The 14,757-nt window shown below is 63.2% G+C and carries 12 protein-coding genes; 10 read left to right on the top strand and 2 right to left on the bottom strand.

Annotated elements, in window-relative coordinates:
• Positions 1–176: 176 nt before the first annotated feature.
• Both FJ941_RS29285 and FJ941_RS01135 read left to right on the top strand, forming a co-directional pair.
• A complete protein-coding gene (locus FJ941_RS29285; RefSeq protein WP_246673653.1) occupies positions 177–839 on the top strand; it encodes a TauD/TfdA family dioxygenase in 663 nt (220 codons plus the stop codon).
• Positions 836–1,420, top strand: a complete 585-nt coding sequence (locus FJ941_RS01135; RefSeq protein ID WP_027146522.1) for an HD domain-containing protein — start codon at positions 836–838, stop codon at positions 1,418–1,420. Before FJ941_RS29285 ends, FJ941_RS01135 begins: the two co-directional genes overlap by 4 nt.
• A gap of 189 nt (positions 1,421–1,609) precedes the next feature.
• Here FJ941_RS01135 and FJ941_RS01140 read toward each other — a convergent pair whose 3' ends face one another.
• Both FJ941_RS01140 and FJ941_RS01145 read right to left on the bottom strand, forming a co-directional pair.
• Positions 1,610–3,418, bottom strand: a complete 1,809-nt coding sequence (locus FJ941_RS01140; protein WP_140502501.1) for an NAD(P)/FAD-dependent oxidoreductase — start codon at positions 3,416–3,418, stop codon at positions 1,610–1,612.
• A gap of 286 nt (positions 3,419–3,704) precedes the next feature.
• Entirely contained in the window at positions 3,705–4,589 is an 885-nt protein-coding gene (locus FJ941_RS01145) for an AraC family transcriptional regulator (RefSeq protein WP_140502503.1), read from the bottom strand.
• Between the two features lie 613 nt (positions 4,590–5,202).
• Between FJ941_RS01145 and FJ941_RS01155 the strand changes: the two genes are divergently transcribed.
• The 8 genes from FJ941_RS01155 to FJ941_RS01190 all read left to right on the top strand — a co-directional run bounded on the left by FJ941_RS01155 (position 5,203) and on the right by FJ941_RS01190 (position 14,712).
• A complete protein-coding gene (locus FJ941_RS01155; RefSeq protein WP_140502505.1) occupies positions 5,203–6,999 on the top strand; it encodes an acetolactate synthase 3 large subunit in 1,797 nt (598 codons plus the stop codon).
• Positions 7,000–7,075: 76 nt separating this feature from the next.
• On the top strand, positions 7,076–7,651 hold the full coding sequence (gene ilvN / locus FJ941_RS01160; protein WP_013894763.1) for an acetolactate synthase small subunit: 576 nt from the start codon (positions 7,076–7,078) through the stop codon (positions 7,649–7,651).
• 120 nt (positions 7,652–7,771) lie between these two features.
• The gene (locus tag FJ941_RS01165) at positions 7,772–8,368 is read left to right on the top strand and encodes a LysE family translocator (RefSeq protein ID WP_140502506.1); all 597 of its coding nucleotides are present in this window, start codon (positions 7,772–7,774) and stop codon (positions 8,366–8,368) included.
• Between the two features lie 239 nt (positions 8,369–8,607).
• Positions 8,608–9,861 (top strand): efflux RND transporter periplasmic adaptor subunit, encoded by a 1,254-nt coding sequence (locus tag FJ941_RS01170; RefSeq protein WP_140502508.1) that lies wholly within the window; start codon positions 8,608–8,610, stop codon positions 9,859–9,861.
• Positions 9,858–13,019, top strand: coding sequence for an efflux RND transporter permease subunit (locus FJ941_RS01175; protein ID WP_140502510.1), 3,162 nt, complete (start codon positions 9,858–9,860; stop codon positions 13,017–13,019). Before FJ941_RS01170 ends, FJ941_RS01175 begins: the two co-directional genes overlap by 4 nt.
• A 79-nt stretch (positions 13,020–13,098) precedes the next feature.
• Complete coding sequence (gene nthA / locus FJ941_RS01180) at positions 13,099–13,704, top strand: nitrile hydratase subunit alpha (RefSeq protein ID WP_140502511.1); 606 nt, start codon at positions 13,099–13,101, stop codon at positions 13,702–13,704.
• Complete coding sequence (nthB, locus tag FJ941_RS01185) at positions 13,701–14,360, top strand: nitrile hydratase subunit beta (protein ID WP_140502513.1); 660 nt, start codon at positions 13,701–13,703, stop codon at positions 14,358–14,360. The genes nthA and nthB overlap by 4 nt, the downstream gene beginning before the upstream one ends.
• Positions 14,347–14,712, top strand: coding sequence for a nitrile hydratase accessory protein (locus FJ941_RS01190; RefSeq protein WP_181169686.1), 366 nt, complete (start codon positions 14,347–14,349; stop codon positions 14,710–14,712). The genes nthB and FJ941_RS01190 overlap by 14 nt, the downstream gene beginning before the upstream one ends.
• Positions 14,713–14,757: the final 45 nt, after the last annotated feature.

Below are 14,757 nucleotides of genomic sequence, written 5' to 3' on the forward strand. Positions count from 1 at the left end.
ACAGGCGATGTCATCCAGCGCTGGACCAGGGCGACGATGCAGAACTCGGTGCCGCGCGCCAGCTATCCGGCGGCCTTCCATGGCCGCGGTGTCCTGCGCGAATGGCTTTCGGCGGTGAGGACTTACGGCTTTGCGGTGATGGACGGGCTGCCGGCCGAATCCGGGCGCTGTGCAAGGTGTCCGACCTGTTCGGCTACGTCAGGGAAACCAATTACGGGCGCTGGTTCGACGTGCGCGCCGAAGTCAATCCGAACAACCTCGCCTACACCAATCTCGGCCTGCAGGCGCATACCGACAATCCCTATCGCGATCCGGTACCGACGCTGCAGATCCTGTCCTGCATCGAGAACACGGTGGAGGGCGGCGAATCCAGCGTCGTCGACGGCTTTGCCGTCGCCGCTGCCTTGCAAGCGGAAAACCCCGAAGGTTTTCGGCTGTTGAGCTCCCATGCGGCGCGGTTCGAATACGCAGGTTCATCCGGCGTGCGGCTGCAGTCCAAACGGCCGATGATCGAGCTTGGACCCGACGGCGAACTGATCTGCATCCGCTTCAACAACCGCTCGCTGGCGCCGACCGTCGATGTGCCGTTCGCCGACATGGATCGTTACTACGCCGCCTACCGCCGCTTTGCCGAGTTGATCGAGGATCCGTCCTTCGAAGTCACCTTCAAGCTTGAGTCCGGCCAGGCCTTCATCGTCGACAACACTCGCGTCATGCATGCCCGCAAGGCGTTTTCGGGCACCGGCAAGCGGTGGCTGCAGGGATGCTACGCAGACAAGGACGGCCTTTTGTCGACGCTCGCGGCGATCGAACACGGCTTCAAGGAGGCGGCGGAATGAGCAGCCATGATCTGAACGCGGACACCATCGTCGAGTTCATAGCCGACATTTTCGAGCGCCGGGGTGCCGAATCCTATCTCGGCGAGCCGGTGACGATGTCCGAGCACATGCTGCAGGGAGCATGGCTGGCGGAACAGGATCGAGCGCCCGAGGTGCTGGTGGCCGCCGCGCTGCTGCACGACATCGGCCACTACACCAGCGAGTTCGGCACCTATTCGCCCGACGATGTCGAAGACAAGCACCATGACGAGGCCGGCGGCGAGGTGCTGGCGCCGTTCTTCCCGCCGGTCATCGTCGAATGCGTCCGGCTGCATGTCGCCGCCAAGCGCTATCTCTGCGCCACGGACCCGACCTATTTCTCCAAGCTGTCGCCGGCTTCGGTTCACACGCTGTCGCTGCAGGGCGGACCGATGAGTGCCGACGAGGTGGCCGAGTTCCGCAAGAACCCGTTCCATGAGGAAGCGGTGCGGGTTCGCATCTGGGACGAGGGCGGCAAGGTCGCCAATATGCGGACGCGGGCGTTTCGCGACTATGTGCCGTTGCTGCAGCGCGTCGTGCACGATTTCGCCAATCGCGCCTGACCAGTCACCGGGAGGAGACATGTGCCTCTGCTTCGATGGCGGAATGCGGTAGCCCGGAGACCTGCCGCGAGTGTTTGGCTGACGAGGGCGTTTCACGCCATCGCCGACCAGCGGTGAGCCCGGCGGGCTCACTCCCGCCGTTTCGTTCGGTGTCGCCGAAGGCTCACCATCGTGATGCGGGGATACGGGCTATCCCTTGTGATGGACCTCCTGCAATCCGTAGACCGGTGTGGGCAAGCCAACCTGTCTGGCCTTCAGCTGCAGCGCCAGATATTGCGAATAGTGGCGCGACTGATGGAGGTTGCCGCCATGGAACCACAGCGCCTCCTGCTGGGTCGGCTTCCACATGTTGCGCTGCTCGCCTTCCCAGGGGCCGGGATCCTTGGCGGTGTCGGAGCCAAGACCCCAGACCTTGCCGACCTTGTCCGCCACCTCCTGGGAAATGAGGTCCGCGGCCCAGCCGTTCATCGAGCCGTAGCCTGTGGCGTAGATCACGAGATCGGCCGGCAATTCGGTTCCATCGGCGAATTTGACCCCGGTTTGCGTCAGCTCCTCCACCGCCGCGCCTGGTCCGCTCTTGAGCTTGATCGAGCCGTCGATGACGAGGTCGCAGGCGCCGACATCGATATAGTAGCCTGAACCGCGGCGCAGATATTTCATGAACAGGCCCGAGCCGTCATCGCCCCAGTCGAGCAGGAAGCCGGCCTTTTCCAGGTCCGCGTAGAAGTTGGCGTCGCGTTCCTTCATCTGCTGGTAAAGCGGGATCTGGAATTCGTGCAGGATGCGGTAGGGCAGGGAGGCGAAGATCAGGTCGGCCTTGCGCGTCGTCATGCCGCTCTCGACCGCTTGCTCCGAATAGAGCGCGCCCAGCCCGATATCCATAAGCGTGTCGGACTTCACGATGTGCGTGGAGGAACGCTGCACCATGGTGACGTCGGCGCCACCCTCCCAGAGAGCCGCGCAGATGTCGTGGGCGGAGTTGTTGGAGCCGATGACCACGACCTTCTTGCCGCGGTATTTGTCCGGGCCGGGATGGGTCGAGGAATGCTGCTGCTCGCCCTTGAAGATGTCCTGGCCCTTGTATTTCGGCCAGTTCGCCTTGCCGGACATGCCGGTTGCCAGCACCAACTGCTTGGGCTTGAGGACGATCTCTTCGCCGTCGCGTTCGACTACAACGGTCCATTCCTTGGCCTTCTCGTCGTATTTCGCGGATTTCGCCGAGGTGGAGGACCAGTAGTTCAGCTCCATCACCTTCGTGTACATCTCGAGCCAGTCGCCGATCTTGTCCTTGGGCGCGAAGACCGGCCAATTCTTGGGGAAATCGATATAGGGCAGATGGTCGTACCAGACCGGATCGTGCAGGCAGAGCGACTTGTAGCGCTTGCGCCAGGAATCGCCGGGGCGCTCGTTCTTCTCGATGATGATGGCTGAAACGCCGAGCTGGCGCAGGCGCGCGCCGAGCGCGATGCCGCCTTGGCCGCCGCCGATGATCACGACATAGGGCTGCTTGCTGCGGCCGAGTTCAGCGAGTTCATCGTCACGCTCCTCGCGCCAGGATTTCCTGTCCTTGCCGTGGCCGTGCTTGGCGCCGAGCGGCCGGGTGAAGCCCGCCTTCTCCTCATGGTCCTTGAGTTCGGCCATGGTGGTGAGCAAGGTCCAGATCAGCTCGCCCTTGAACCGCACCAGGCCGAAACCGCGCGCCACCTCGGTCTCGAAGGTGATCCAGGCGGTGGTGACGCCGTCCGCCTCGGTCGCCTCCTCGCCTTCGGCCACTTTCCAGTTGCTCGGCCGGGTCTCAGCCAGCGTTGCCTTCAGCATGTCGCGGACCTGGTCCTGGCCCTCTATCGTCCTCAGGTTCCAGGTGAAGGTGACGAGGTCGCGCCAGTAGCAATCCGCCTGGAAACAGTTGACCGCCGCGTCGATGTCGCCGGTATCCAGCGCCTTGCCAAACTTGTCGAGCAGCGCTTGCGCCTTCGTTGTGGGTGTTCTCTCGAGCATGGTTTCTCCTCCAGTTGTCAGGTTCATGGCGCCTCCTCCAGGCGCCAGATGGTGCCTCAGGCCATCGCAAAGGGCATGCCAAACACGCTGCACGGTAGAAATCGTAGTGAAATCAGTCCGGCCCAACGAATTCCGGTATTGCGGGCCGTTGCAGCGGTGTTGCGTGCGCCATGGTACGCCACAGTCGATGCAACACCAGACCGTGAGCCCATAAAGACCGAGATTCGGATGAATCGCGGCCTGTCCACTTCTTGCGATCGGGGGGCAGGCCCGTCAGGGCGCTATTTTAGACTAGCGGCAGAAACAATTCCACGACGACGTCATGCACCGGCACGTTCGGGAAGAATGAAAAGTGTCGTCGGCAATAGATCGGGAAGTCACGCGCTTCCTCGCCGCTGGCAGGGAGCCAGTCGCGATAGAGGTAGAGCGCGGCGGGTTCCAGATTGTGGGTATTGTGGACGACGCGCAACACCGCGCAGCGCCCGCCAGGGATCACACCAGCCTTCATCTGCTCGTCGTCGGCATCGATCGGCTGGTCGGTCCCGACGCACAGGTCCATGCTGTAATCGGCTGGAACCGCGGGGATTCTCTCGGAACGGAAGATGTTGAAGGTCGGGCTCGTCTCGGGCGACAGGCCAGCAGCCTTGCGCCAGGTGATGAACCGCTGGATGGTGTCGCCGAGTGTCGCGCGGTCGCCTCGATGCTCCATGATCGCCACCGGCGTTGGAGGCATATCGCGGATCGTGACGTCGTCTTGTTCATAGGTAATCTGCATGAGCTTGCTCCTTGCGTTGTCCAAGGGCCCGAAGGCCGCAAGCCACGGTGCCCAGTCGGGCGACTTCCGGAACGACGAGGGCGATTGCCCGAACCGTTGCCGAAAGGCGCGGGCGAAGGCGTCCGGTGCATCGTAACCGGCATCCATCGCTATATCCGTGACGCTCTGGGCCTCGTTCGAGGCCAGCCGGTGCGAAGCACGCTTCATACGGGCAAGCTGGACATAGCGATGCACCGACAACCCGAAGGTCGCCGTGAACTGCCGGTGGAAATGGTATTTGGAAAATGCCGCGATGCCGCTCAACGCGTCCAGGTCCAGATTGCCGTCCAAATGCTGGTCGATGTGATCCAGCACGCGTTGCATCCGGGCATGGTAGTTTTGAAGCGACGCCTTCATCGTTCCGTTCTCCGTGGCAGCACCAAATATGGGCAGGCAGACCTGAAGCGCTCGACCGATCTTGCGGTTTTGTCACAGGTCGCAGAACGGCGCCAAGGACCGTTTATGAGCGGGTCTACAGCCTAGTTGGGAGCATCGACCCGCAGCCGCTTCATGCGGCGATGCACCGTCGTGCAGTCGCCGCCGAGGCGCCGCGCCGCCTCGGAGATGTCCCAGCCGGTGCTACGAGAGTATCCATCGGCGACGCGCGCTCATCCTCGGGGGATGGAGCACGCGGCGCTGCCAGTCGGGCGGCCGGGGCAGCCGGCGTCGCATAGTGGTGTGTCGATGGATGGGCTCAACTGTACTACGGTAGCGCGTAGCGAAGCCCTATCTCACAGGCGAGTGAATTCGCATCATCCCCCATTGACGACCCCGCGAGTTCGCCTTTATGGTCCGCCACCATGAAAACGGCACTCATTCTCGTAGGAAGGCGCGTGGGCAAGGCGGTGTAACCGCCGGGCGAAGACCTCCCATGCGCACCACACAGGCTCCCTCGGGGGCCTTTTTTATTGCCTGAAACACGACTAAACGACCAGCAACGCCCAAATGGCGACAGTACGGGACCAGACCGATGAGCAATGGACAGAACGAGCGGCGCGAAATGGCAAGTAGGGAAATGACTGGCGCCGAAATGGTGGTGCAGGCGCTGAAGGACAATGGCGTCAAGCATGTCTTCGGCTATCCGGGCGGCGCCGTTCTCCCGATCTACGACGAGATTTTCCAGCAGGATGAGGTCGAGCACATTCTCGTGCGGCACGAACAGGGCGCCGGCCACGCCGCCGAGGGCTATGCGCGCTCGACCGGCAAGGCCGGTGTCATGCTGGTGACATCAGGCCCCGGCGCCACCAATGCGGTGACGCCGCTGCAGGACGCGCTGATGGACTCGATCCCGCTGGTCTGCCTGACCGGCCAGGTGCCGACTTCGCTGATCGGCTCCGACGCGTTCCAGGAATGCGACACGGTCGGCATCACGCGGCCCTGCACCAAGCACAACTGGCTGGTGAAGGACGTCAACGAACTCGCCGCGACCATCCACGAGGCCTTCCATGTCGCGACGACCGGCCGTCCCGGCCCGGTCGTGGTCGACATCCCGAAGGACGTGCAGTTCGCCAAGGGCTTTTATGTCCCGCCGCAGATCGCGCCGCGCACCAGCTACCAGCCGAAGGTCCAGGGCGACCTGGACAAGATCAAGGCCGCGGTCGAACTGATGGCCACCGCCAGGAAGCCGGTCATCTATTCGGGCGGCGGCGTCATCAATTCCGGCGCGGAAGCGAGCCATCTCCTGCGCGAACTGGTGGACCTCACCGGTTTCCCGATCACCTCGACGCTGATGGGTCTCGGCGCCTATCCGGCTTCGGGCAAGAACTGGCTGGGCATGCTGGGCATGCACGGCACCTACGAAGCCAACATGGCCATGCATGATTGCGACGTGATGCTCTGCATCGGCGCGCGTTTCGACGACCGTATCACCGGCAGGCTGAATGCCTTCTCGCCGAATTCGCGAAAAATCCATATCGATATCGATCCGTCCTCGATCAACAAGAACGTCCACACCGAAGTGCCTATCATCGGCGATGTCGGCCGGGTGCTGGAAGACATGGTGCGGCTGTGGCGGGCAACCGCCAAGACCGACAAGAAGGCGCTCTATCCCTGGTGGGAGCAGATCGCCAAATGGCGCGCGCGCGATTCACTCGCCTTCAAGATGAACAACGACGTGATCATGCCGCAATACGCCATCCAGCGGCTCTATGAACTGACCAAAAACATGGACACCTACATCACCACCGAGGTCGGCCAGCATCAGATGTGGGCGGCGCAGCACTATCATTTCGAGAAGCCGAACCGCTGGATGACGTCGGGCGGGCTGGGCACGATGGGCTATGGCCTGCCGGCCGCACTCGGGGTGCAGATCGCGCATCCCGATGCACTGGTCGTCGACATTGCCGGCGACGCCTCGGTGCAGATGACAATGCAGGAGATGAGTGCCGCCGTGCAGCACGACGCACCGATCAAGATCTTCATCCTCAACAACCAGTATATGGGCATGGTGCGGCAGTGGCAGCAGCTGCTGCACGGCAACCGGCTGTCGCATTCCTACACCGAGGCGATGCCGGACTTCGTCAAGCTGGCCGAGGCCTATGGCGGCCACGGCATTCGCTGCGACAAGCCCGACGAACTCGACGACGCGATCAAGGAGATGATCTCGGTCAGGAAACCGGTGCTGTTCGACTGCCGCGTGGCGACACTCGCCAACTGCTTCCCGATGATCCCTTCGGGCAAGGCGCACAACGAGATGCTTTTGCCCGACGAGGCGACCGACGAGGCCGTGGCCAATGCCATCGACGCCAAGGGCCGGGAACTGGTGTAGACGACGAGCCAAGGCAGGGCTTGTCAAAAAGCCGTGCGGAAACAGATAATTAAATCCAGAATTTGAGATTCATGTCATGAACGCACAGCACCTTCAACCCACCGGTTCCGCCTACTTCATCGCCAAGGAAACGGAACGGCCGGAAAACCACACGCTTTCCGTGCTGGTCGATAACGAACCGGGCGTGCTCGCCCGGGTCATCGGCCTGTTTTCCGGGCGTGGCTACAACATCGAGAGCCTGACCGTCTCGGAGACCGAGCATGAAAAACACCTGTCGCGTATCACTATCGTGACGCGCGGCACGCCGCATGTGCTGGAGCAGATCAAGCATCAGCTCGAGCGCATCGTGCCGGTGCACCGCGTGGTCGATCTCACCGTGCGTTCGCACGAGTTCGGGCAGGAGCGGCCGCTGGAGCGGGAACTGGCGCTGGTCAAGGTTGCCGGCACCGGCGAGGCCCGGGTCGAGGCGCTGCGCCTGGCCGACGCTTTCCGCGCCAGCGTCATCGACGCCAACACCGAGCATTTCATCTTCGAGATCACCGGCAAGGGGTCCAAGCTCGACCAGTTCATCGCCATCATGAAGCCGCTCGGCCTGGTCGAGATTTGCCGTACCGGCGTGGCGGCGATGAACCGCGGCCCGCAGGGGATGTAGGCCGACTTAGCCCATCGGAATTTTTGTACGAGTGCAGGACTGGCGCGACCAACGGTCGGCACTGGCTTTTGTGCAGCCGTCGGAAAGAGACAATAGTACTGACGTATCTGGGAGGATATCATGTCCCTCGACGCATTCCTCGCACTGCTTGTCTACGCCTTCGTGACCTCGATCACGCCAGGGCCGAACAACCTTATGCTGCTGGCATCAGGCGTGAATTTTGGACTGGTCAGAAGCGTGCCGCACATGCTGGGCATCAGTATCGGGTTTCTTGTGCTGCTCCTGGCCGTCGGGCTCGGCCTGGGGGCGGTGCTGACCGCGTTTCCCGCGCTGCACACCGGGCTGAAGATCGCCGGTGCCGTCTATCTGCTCCACCTTGCCTGGAAGATCGCCATGTCGCGCTCGCTCAGCGGCAAAGGCGAGACGGATGCGCGGCCGATGCGGTTCATCGATGCAGCGGCTTTCCAATGGGTCAATCCCAAGGCCTGGGTGATGGCCATCACCGCGATGGCCGTTTACACCAATCCCGAACGACCATTCCTGTCCGTCATTCTGATTGGTGTGGCTTTCACCGTGGTCAACCTTCCCAGCGTCTCGGTCTGGGCTGGATTCGGCACGGCGTTGCGCGGTTTCCTTTCGGATCCGGTGCGGCTGAAATGGTTCAACATCGCCATGGGCGCGCTGCTGGCGGCGACGCTTTGGCCGATGTTGCGGTAGATTATAAGGCTGCCCTCTCGGAGGCCATTTCTCGGAGCCCATCCGACCTCCGGCTTTTAACGACAGCCGGCTGCACAGCTATTGTGCAGTGCACATTAAATCTTCGTAATGCCGTGTTTTGGCCCTTTTCCGACAAACCCGCGTCCTATCTATTCGGCGAAATCGCGGCAATGAGCCGTGAATTGCGCTAGAATACGACCACCTGGCTATGGCGTGTCGAACGGAGAGGTCTTTTGTCGATGCGTGGAAAAGTCATTCTGTCGTTGCTGGCGGTCGCCTGTGCGGGTGCGGCCTGGCTCTATCTGTCGCCGGACGCGCTGAACAAGGCCCAGCAGATCATCGGCACAAAGCAGGTCGCCGCGACAGACAAGCCGGCAGCCGACAAGGCGGGCGGCAAACAGGGCGGTGGCGGCAATGGTGCCCGTTCGGCTTCTATCGTTTCGGCGACGGCAACGACGGCTGACTTTCCGGTCCGCCGCTATGCCATCGGCTTCGTCTCCTCTCCGGCCGTGGTCAACATCAACGCGCGCGTCTCCAGCCAGATCGTGTCGATCGGCGTCAAGGACGGGCAGATGGTGAAGGCAGGCGACCTCCTGTTCTCGCTCGACGACCGGGCGCTGAGGGCGCAACTCGCCAAGGACCAGGCAGCGCTTGCCAAGGACCAGGCGCTGCTTGCCAGCTCGAATTCCGACCTTCAGCGCGCCAAGGACCTCGTCGCCAAGCAGGCCGGTACGCAGCAGACCTACGACCAGGCTGTTGCCGCGCAGAAGGCGGCGGCGGCGACCGTCGATGCCGACAAGGCAACGATCGACGCCGACAATGTCCAGCTCGGCTTTGCCGCCATCGCCGCGCCGATCGCCGGCAGGCTGGGTGCGGTGAATGTCGCCGTCGGCGACCTCGTGACTGTCAGCAACGGTAACAGCAGCACGGCGACGCCACTGGTGACCATCACCCAGATGGACCCCTTGCAGGTCAACTTCAATCTGCCGGAAAGCAACCTTGCGCTGCTGCACAAGGCGCTTGCCAATCCGCAGCAGAACGCGGTGACGTTGACCCAAAGCGGCGACCCGACGCCGATCGGCAAGGGGACGCTCGATTTCGTGGATTCCAGCGTCGACACCGCGTCGGGCACGATCGCCACACGGGCAAGCATTCCCAATGCCGATCTTTCCTTGTGGCCCGGCCAGTATGTGAATGTCGTCCTTGACGCCGGCATCATGCCGCAGATGACCTCGGTTCCGACCGTCGCGGTCCAGCCCAGCCAGAAGGGACCGTTCGTCTATGTGGTCAAGCCGGACAACACCGTCGAGATGCGGCCAGTGCAGGTGGCGCTGACCGAAGGCCAAAACAGCGCCATCAGCCAGGGGCTGAAAAGCGGCGAGAAGGTTGTCACCGAGGGCCAGACAAGGCTGAAGGACGGCGCTGCGGTGCATGAAGGCAAGGAAGCGCCCAAGGTTGCCCAGGCCAGCAACGCCGGCGAGGCAGGCCAATGATCTCCGAATTCTGCATCCGCAGGCCCGTCGCCACCCTTCTGATGTCGTTCGCCCTCGTGCTGGGCGGGCTGTTCGCGTACAAATTCCTGCCGGTCGCCGCATTGCCGAGCGCCGAATTTCCGGTGGTCAACGTCTCGGCTTCGCTGCCTGGCGCGTCGCCGGAAACCATGGCCACATCGGTGGCGACGCCGCTGATCAAGCAGTTCGCCACCATCGCCGGCATCGATTCCATCTCGACCACCAACGCGCTCGGCCAGACCTCGATCGCCATCCAATTCGTCCTCAACCGGAATATCGATGCGGCCGCGGCCGACGTGCAAGCCGCGATCGCGCGCACCCAGAAATCACTGCCGCCGCAGATGACGTCGCCACCTAGCTATCGGAAGGTCAATCCGGCCGATGCGCCTATCCTGCTGATGTCGCTGGTCAGCGATACGGTTCCGCTGACCGACCTCGATGCCTTTGCCGAAAACGTCATCTCGCCGTCGCTGTCGACCATCGACGGCGTCGCGCAGGTGTCGATCTTCGGCCAGCAGAAATACGCAGTGCGCATCCAGATCGATCCGACCGCGCTTGCCGCGCGGGGCATTTCTATCGATCAGCTGCAAGCGGCTGTGGCTTCGGCCAACAGCAACACGCCGCTCGGCGTGCTGCAGAACAATAAGCAGCAGCTGACCATCACCGCCAACACGCAGCTTACCGATGCGGCCGGCTTCTCCAACCTCATCATCGCCACCAAGAACGGTCATCCGGTGCGGCTGGGCGAGGTGACCCGTGTCGTCGATTCGGTGCAGACCACCACGACCGCAAGCTGGTACGACGGTACCCGCGCGATCATCATGGCCGTGCAACGCCAGCCCGACGCCAATACGGTCGACGTCGTCGACAAGGTCAAAGCGATGCTGCCGTCCTTCCAGGACCAGATGCCGGCCGCCGCCCAGATCAAGCTGCTCAACGACCGCTCGAGCTCGATCCGCCAGGCCGTCGACGACGTGCAGTTCACGCTGCTGTTGACCATCGCGCTGGTGGTCCTGGTGATCTTCGTGTTCCTGCGCCGGGTGACGGCGACCATCATCCCGGCCGTGGCGGTGCCGATCTCGCTGATCGCCACGCTCGGCGCGATGTTCCTGTTCGGCTTTTCCATCGACAACATCTCGCTGATGGGCCTGACGCTCGCCGTCGGCCTCGTCGTCGACGATGCCATCGTGATGCTCGAAAACATCTTCCGCCACATGGAAGAGGACGGGCTGTCGGCCTTCGATGCGTCGCTGAAGGGCGCGCGCGAGATCGGCTTCACCATCATCTCGATCTCGATCTCGCTGGTGGCGGTGTTCATCCCGGTGCTCCTGATGGGCGGCGTGATCGGGCGCATCTTCAACGAGTTCGCCGTGGTGGTGACCGTCGCCATCCTGGCCTCGATGTTCGTGTCGCTGACGCTGACGCCGATGCTGTGCTCGCGGCTGCTGTCGGTGACCAAGGCCGACCGCGAGGCGCACGGCGCCGGCCACAAGCGCGATTTCATCACGCGCGGCTATGACTGGATCCTGAGCTTCTGCCTACGGCACACCTTCCTGGTGTTCCTCGTCTTCATCGGCACCGCGGCAGCCTCGGTGTGGCTGATCGAGGTCTCGCCGAAGGGCTTCTTCCCGCAGGAGGATATCGGCCAGATTTCGGTGACCACGATCGCGCGCCAGGACATTTCGTTCGACGCCATGGCCAAGCTGCAAGGGCAGGTGGCCAGCGTGTTCTCGAGGTCGCCCTATGTCGACCACGTGGCGTGGTCGGCGGGCAGTGGCAATAATGCCCTCAACCAGGGGCAGCTCTTCGTCCAGCTCAAGGGCAAGGACCTGCGTCCCGATATCGAGAAGGTGCTTTCGGACCTGCGCAAGCAACTGACCGGCGTGGCGGGCATCGAGACCTACATGCAGCCGGTGCAGAATCTGCGGCTCGGTTCGCGGTCGTCGGCCAGTGCCTACCAGCTCGTGGTTCAGGGCCTCGATACCGGACAGACCGATATCTGGGCGCAGAAGATGAATGACGCGATGGCGGCCGACCATGCGACCTTCGCCGATGTCACCAGCGACCTGCAGAACAATGCGTTGCAGGCGTCCCTGGTGGTGGATCGCGACAAGGCCGCGCAGCTCGGCATCGACACCGACACGCTCCGCTCGGCGCTTTATGGCGGGTTCGGCACCGACCAGGTTTCAACGATCTTCGGCTCGGCCGACAGCTACGAAGTCATCACCGAACTCGATCCCAAGATCGAATGGTCGCCGGAGCGGATGCTCGCCATCCAGATGCGGACGGCGAGCGGCAGCCTGGTGCCGCTCGGCGCCTTCGCCCGGGTCGATCGCACGGCCGGCGCCTTGACGGTCAATCAGCTCGGCCAGCTTCCGGCCGTGACCATCTCCTACAACCTGCCGCAGGGCGTGGCGCTGGGCGATAGTGTGAAACGCATCGACGCGCTGAAAGAACAGATCGGCATGCCGGCAGCGATCTCCACGACCTTCGCCGGCACGGCCAAGACCTTCCAGGATTCGCTCGCCAACCAGGGCCTGCTGGTCGGCGGCGCCATCCTGACCATCTATATCGTGCTCGGCATTCTGTATGAGAGCTTCATCCACCCGCTCACCATCTTGACGGGCCTCCCGTCGGCTGTGCTCGGGGCGGTTGTCGCCTTGCGCTTCGCCGGCATGGATCTGTCCGTCATCGCGGTGATCGGCATCCTGATGCTGATCGGCATCGTCAAGAAGAACGGCATCATGATGGTCGATGTCGCGCTTGAACTGCGACGAGAAGGCATGTCGGCCACGGACTCGATCCACAAGGCCTGCCTGATGCGGTTCAGGCCGATCATGATGACGACGCTGGCAGCACTGATGGGCACGTTCCCGATCGCGCTCGGCACCGGCGCCAGCGCGGAACTTCGCCAGCCGCTGGGCGTAGCCGTTGTCGGTGGCTTGCTCGCTTCGCAAGCGCTGACTTTGTTCGTGACGCCGGTAATCTATGTCTACATGGAGAATTTCTCGGGCTGGCTGGTCGGGCTCATGCCGAAGCGCAAAGCCGAGTTGCATCTGGTCGAAGAGGGCGATCAGCCTTCGCTGTTCGGCACCAATGACGACATCCCGGGCGAGCCACAGAAGACGGCCGCCGAGTAGCGGGCGGACAAAGCTCCGGTCCCTGTTGGCCCAAGCCATGGAGCTTGCGGCCGGCGGATCGGAACCGTAATTTGCGGCCATGTCCCACGATCATGACCACGACAACGAACTCGATCCGTTTGCCGCGCGGGTGCGGGCGCTGGAAACCATCCTGACCCGCAAGGGGCTGATCGATCCGGCCGCGATCGACGTCATCGTCGATACCTACGAGACGAAGATCGGCCCGCGCAACGGTGCCAGGGTAGTGGCCAGGGCCTGGAGCGATCCCGCTTTTGCCGAGTGGCTGAAGCGCGACGCGACGCGGGCAATCGAATCGCTGAACTATACCGGCCGGCAAGGCGAGCACATGCAGGCGGTGTTCAACACCGGGGACACCCACAACCTCGTCGTCTGCACGCTGTGTTCCTGTTATCCGTGGTCGGTGCTTGGCTTGCCGCCGGTGTGGTACAAGGCGCCGCCCTATCGGTCGCGCGCGGTGATCGATCCGCGCGGCATGCTCGAGGAATTCGGGCTGGTGCTGCCGGCCGGGACGAAGATACGCGTCTGGGATTCGACGGCGGAACTGCGCTATCTCGTCGTGCCAATGCGGCCGGAGGGCACCGAAGGCTGGAGCGAGGAGCGGCTGGCGGAACTGGTGAGCCGCGATGCCATGATCGGCACCGCGCTAGCGAGTCAACGGGCATGAACGGGCCGCAAGATCTCGGCGGACAGATGGGATTCGGGCCGGTCGCGCCCGAAAAGGATGAACCCTATTTCCATGCTCCGTGGGAGCGGCGGGCGCTCGGCGTGACGCTCTGCGCCGGCGGCATGGGCGCCTGGAACATCGACGAGAGCCGGCATGCGCGGGAATCGCTGCATCCGGCCGACTATTACAGCTCCAGCTACTATCAGATCTGGATCAAGGCACTGGAGATCCTGCTCAAGCGGCACGGCTTCGTCAGCGAACGCGACCTCGGGGCAGGCGAGGCGATCGATCCGGCGGCGACTCCGAAACGGGTGCTGAAGGCGGAAAACGTTCCGGCCGTGCTGGCCAAGGGCGGTCCGTGTGACCGGCCGGTCGAGACAGCGCCGCGCTTCAAGGCTGGTGATTCGGTGCGGACCAAAAACTTCAATCCGACCGGCCATACCAGGCTGCCGCGCTATGCGCGCGACAAGAACGGGACGATCGAGGCCGTGCGCGACGGCTTCGTCTTTCCCGACAGCAATGCGCATGGGCAGGGCGAGAATCCGCAATGGGTCTATACCGTGGTTTTCGACGGCACGGAAATCTGGGGCGAGGGCGCCGACCCGACACTGACCGTCTCGATCGACGCCTGGGAGAGCTATCTTGAACCGGCGTGAAGTGAAGGGGCCTGCCGCCGGTTTGCCCGCCGGGCTCGACGCACCGGTTTTCGCCGCGCCATGGCAGGCCGAAGCCTTCGCCATGACGGTGGCCCTGCACGACAAGGGCCTGTTTTCGTGGAGCGAGTGGGCGGATGCCCTGTCCGCCGAGGTGAAGAGGCCAGATGCCGCGGCGGACGGCCATGATTACTACGAGCATTGGCTGGCGGCGCTTGAAACCCTGCTTGCTTCCAAGGGGCTGGCCGCCAAGCCTGACGTCGATGCGATGGCGCGGGCCTGGGAGCGTGCCGCGCACGCCACGCCGCATGGCAAGCCGATCCTGCTGGACAACGACCCGCGCGCTGACAACTGAATGCAGGCTGTTTCGTTCCCTTTACGTTCTTGATTGCGGCTGATA

Source organism: Mesorhizobium sp. B2-3-13 (assembly GCF_006442195.1).
Classification (GTDB): Bacteria; Pseudomonadota; Alphaproteobacteria; order Rhizobiales; family Rhizobiaceae; genus Mesorhizobium; species Mesorhizobium salmacidum.

Bases quoted from the DNA above. Each gene is read 5' to 3' on its own strand.
- FJ941_RS01135 (WP_027146522.1), top strand. From the start codon at position 836: ATGAGCAGCCATGATCTGAACGCGGACACCATCGTCGAGTTCATAGCC.
- FJ941_RS01140 (WP_140502501.1), bottom strand. From the start codon at position 3,418: ATGCTCGAGAGAACACCCACAACGAAGGCGCAAGCGCTGCTCGACAAG.
- FJ941_RS01145 (WP_140502503.1), bottom strand. From the start codon at position 4,589: ATGAAGGCGTCGCTTCAAAACTACCATGCCCGGATGCAACGCGTGCTG.
- FJ941_RS01155 (WP_140502505.1), top strand. From the start codon at position 5,203: ATGAGCAATGGACAGAACGAGCGGCGCGAAATGGCAAGTAGGGAAATG.
- ilvN (WP_013894763.1), top strand. From the start codon at position 7,076: ATGAACGCACAGCACCTTCAACCCACCGGTTCCGCCTACTTCATCGCC.
- FJ941_RS01165 (WP_140502506.1), top strand. From the start codon at position 7,772: ATGTCCCTCGACGCATTCCTCGCACTGCTTGTCTACGCCTTCGTGACC.
- FJ941_RS01170 (WP_140502508.1), top strand. From the start codon at position 8,608: ATGCGTGGAAAAGTCATTCTGTCGTTGCTGGCGGTCGCCTGTGCGGGT.
- FJ941_RS01175 (WP_140502510.1), top strand. From the start codon at position 9,858: ATGATCTCCGAATTCTGCATCCGCAGGCCCGTCGCCACCCTTCTGATG.
- nthA (WP_140502511.1), top strand. From the start codon at position 13,099: ATGTCCCACGATCATGACCACGACAACGAACTCGATCCGTTTGCCGCG.
- nthB (WP_140502513.1), top strand. From the start codon at position 13,701: ATGAACGGGCCGCAAGATCTCGGCGGACAGATGGGATTCGGGCCGGTC.